2 protein-coding genes are annotated in these 2,263 nt (G+C 55.5%); both read right to left on the bottom strand.

The annotated features are described in order from the left end of the window. Positions 1-74 precede the first annotated feature (74 nt). Positions 75-833, bottom strand: coding sequence for an ATP-binding protein (locus HMPREF2698_RS04600; RefSeq protein WP_070562495.1), 759 nt, complete (start codon positions 831-833; stop codon positions 75-77). Positions 834-853: 20 nt separating this feature from the next. Further along, the gene (gene istA, locus HMPREF2698_RS04595; RefSeq protein WP_256375529.1) at positions 854-2,215 is read right to left on the bottom strand and encodes an IS21 family transposase; all 1,362 of its coding nucleotides are present in this window, start codon (positions 2,213-2,215) and stop codon (positions 854-856) included. Between the last annotated feature and the right edge of the window lie 48 nt (positions 2,216-2,263).

The following is a 2,263-nucleotide window of genomic DNA, read 5'->3' as shown; positions in this document are numbered from 1 at the left end:
CTGGGGACTCGGTACTGTCGTGTTCCGGGTAGTTGGTACCGGGCCGAGGGGTGCGTCGGCCCGGCCCGTCTGTATTAGTCGTCTGGGGTGGTGGGGGCGGTGGCTTTGCGCATGTCGAAGTCTCCGATATGGATTCGGTGGCCGTTGTTGAGGCGGCTTACGAGTGAGTCGGCTCCGACTCTGTCTGGCAGTGTTTCAACCCAATAGGCGGCAGCTGATTGGGAGGAGATAAGTGTAGGCAGCCTTCCGTCGCGGTCGAATATGATCTTGGTTAGGTCTTCTTGCCCGCGCTGGTTGATGCTGATGGTCATAAAGTCGTCGATGATAAGGACATCGACGTTGATCAGTTTCCGCATCTTATCGAGGTAGTTTTGGTCAGTCGGTGAGAAGACCGCCAGCATGTCTACAAGTTGGTCCAGCCGGTAGTACGCCACCGAGTATCCAGCCTTGCACGCGGCGATGCCGATGGCGCAGGCAATGTAGGTCTTGCCTGTTCCCGTCGGGGCGAGGATGTGAATATTGGTCGGGTTTTCCCGCCAGTTAGTGGCTGCGATTCGTTTCAACTGGCGCATGTTGATACCGCGTTGTTCTGCCCGGGTGACTTCAGCAAGGCTCGCATCCGGGTATCGGAATTTAGCCTGGGTAATGGCCTTGGCAATGTTGCGCTGTTGGCGTTGTGTGTAAGCTTCTTCGACTGCGGCGAGGAAAATGTCTTCTGGTAGCGCATCCGCATAGGCCTCGTCGTTGACAACCTCGTAGAAGACATCAGCGAAGGTCGATACGCGAAGCTTGCGCATTTTCGCCCGCACAATTTCGTCGTCGATGCTGCTCATGGTTTCACTCCTTATTGCTTCTAGTTTTCGTAGTGGTCAGCAGGCCGGATAAAGACGGCATCGGCCACCTCACCGGTAAGCGGGGTACTTGGGCGTGGTTGGCGCTTGGCCACAGGCTGTGGTTTTGCCCCTGGTGGCCCGGGATGTTGTTGGGCGTGGGCAATGTCAGTCTGGATGCGTTTGATCACTGCCATCGTGGGGGCCAGCTTCTTGTCTAAGACCTGCTGGCATGCCGGTTCGAGGGTGGCTTTGTTGTGCTTTTTGCCCAGGTTGGCCAGCACGTTGCGTGCCTGAATGAGTCCGCGGGGTACGGCGGCACTATTGCGGTCGAGGATCATCGCTATGACTGCGTGCGTTGCTGCCCCAAACGACGAGGCCCAGGCCAAGAGCTCATCACGGGTAAGCGCCTTGTGGCCTTCATCGTCGCCACATGGGCCATGCTGAGGGTTGGTGGAATACCGGTATTTGAATCCGTGAAGGCGCGTGTGTTCAGCAACAAGCTGCTCCCCGTTGAAGATGCTTACTAGTTGCGGGGTGAGCCTGACTGTTACCGATTCTCCCACCAGCTGAAATGGCACTGAGTAGTACTGGTAGTCACAGGTGATGTGCCAATTGCGGTCGACTTTGAGCCTCTTATAAGACACTTCCGTAAACGGCGTCGGCGGAAGATCCCGCATCATTGGTGCCTCTTCTTTATCAAAGCGCATGCGCCGTGTTGAGCCATCAGGCCGCGTCATTGCGCTGTTGATATCAGCAAGACGGTCAGCGATCGCCTCATTAAGCTCATCAAGGCTATAGAAGACCTCGTTGCTGAAGTAACCCAGGATTTTGGTGTAAGTGATTTTCACGGCACGCTCTACCGCTGCCTTGTCACGAGGCCTGCCGGGCCTAGTCGGCACAATCGTGACCCCGTAATAGTCAGCAAACGCTGCGTAGCGGTCAGTGACCATCCGGTATGTAGAGGTCTTCTTTGGCCGATAAGTCGCCGTAGAAGCATTATCTGGCACGATGACCGCTGGTACTTTGCCAAGATAGTTCAACGCCTTAACATGGCACTCAATCCACGACGGCATCTTCTCGTTCGCAGCGGCCGTGACGTACATCAGCCCTGAGTATGGGCTGACCGCGACGAACAATGACGCCTTGAACGCTGTATCACCACTGGCCTGATCTACTACAGGCACTTTGTCACCGGCCCAGTCGACATAAAGCTCTTGACCTGGCTCATGGGTGACAACTTCAACGAGATCATTGGCACGCAGAAACTCATTGAGCCCACTGCAGAACTGGGAGTACTGGTACTTTGTCTTATCCGTCGGACACGGCTGCGACACGTAGTCCATCCACAGCTTATGCCTGGTCACATGCTTTGTACTTTTCAGCTTGCGTGCAAGAGCTGAGGTTACCCTCGTTTAGTGGACACCCTATTT

The organism is Corynebacterium sp. HMSC072A02 (assembly GCF_001810085.1).
Lineage (GTDB): Bacteria > Actinomycetota > Actinomycetes > Mycobacteriales > Mycobacteriaceae > Corynebacterium > Corynebacterium hesseae.
This window is presented reverse-complemented; position numbering and strand designations above follow the sequence as displayed.